Here is a 374-nt window from a genome sequence, read left to right as displayed (position 1 = left end):
GGGCCGGTGATCTTGTCCACGCGCGGCACGCAGGCCGTGCCGTAAGCGAGCGCGGCAATGGCCTGCGCGCCGCCAATGGTGAAAGCGCGGCTCACGCCCGCCACGTGCGCGGCGGCCAGCACCAGCGCATTGCGCTCGCCGCCCGGCGTGGGCACGACCATGATGATTTCGCCCACGCCCGCCACGTGCGCGGGCACGGCGTTCATCAGCACGCTGGAAGGGTAGGCCGCCTTGCCGCCGGGCACGTAAATGCCCACGCGGTCCAGCGGCGTGACTTTCTGGCCCAGCAAAGTGCCGTCCTCGTCGCGGTACGAAGCGGTTTCGCCGCCCTGCTTTTTCTGCCACTCGTGATAGCGGCGAATGCGCGCGGCCGC

The 374-nt window shown here is 70.6% G+C and carries 1 protein-coding gene; it reads right to left on the bottom strand.

The genetic code is table 11. From position 1 onward, the window contains the following. Positions 1–374, bottom strand: a 374-nt coding sequence (locus QB898_RS13260; protein WP_279525326.1) for a histidinol dehydrogenase, incomplete at both ends; no start/stop codon positions are given.

This window comes from Ottowia cancrivicina, assembly GCF_029813755.1.
Taxonomy (GTDB): Bacteria; Pseudomonadota; Gammaproteobacteria; order Burkholderiales; family Burkholderiaceae_C; genus Ottowia; species Ottowia massiliensis.
This window is presented reverse-complemented; position numbering and strand designations above follow the sequence as displayed.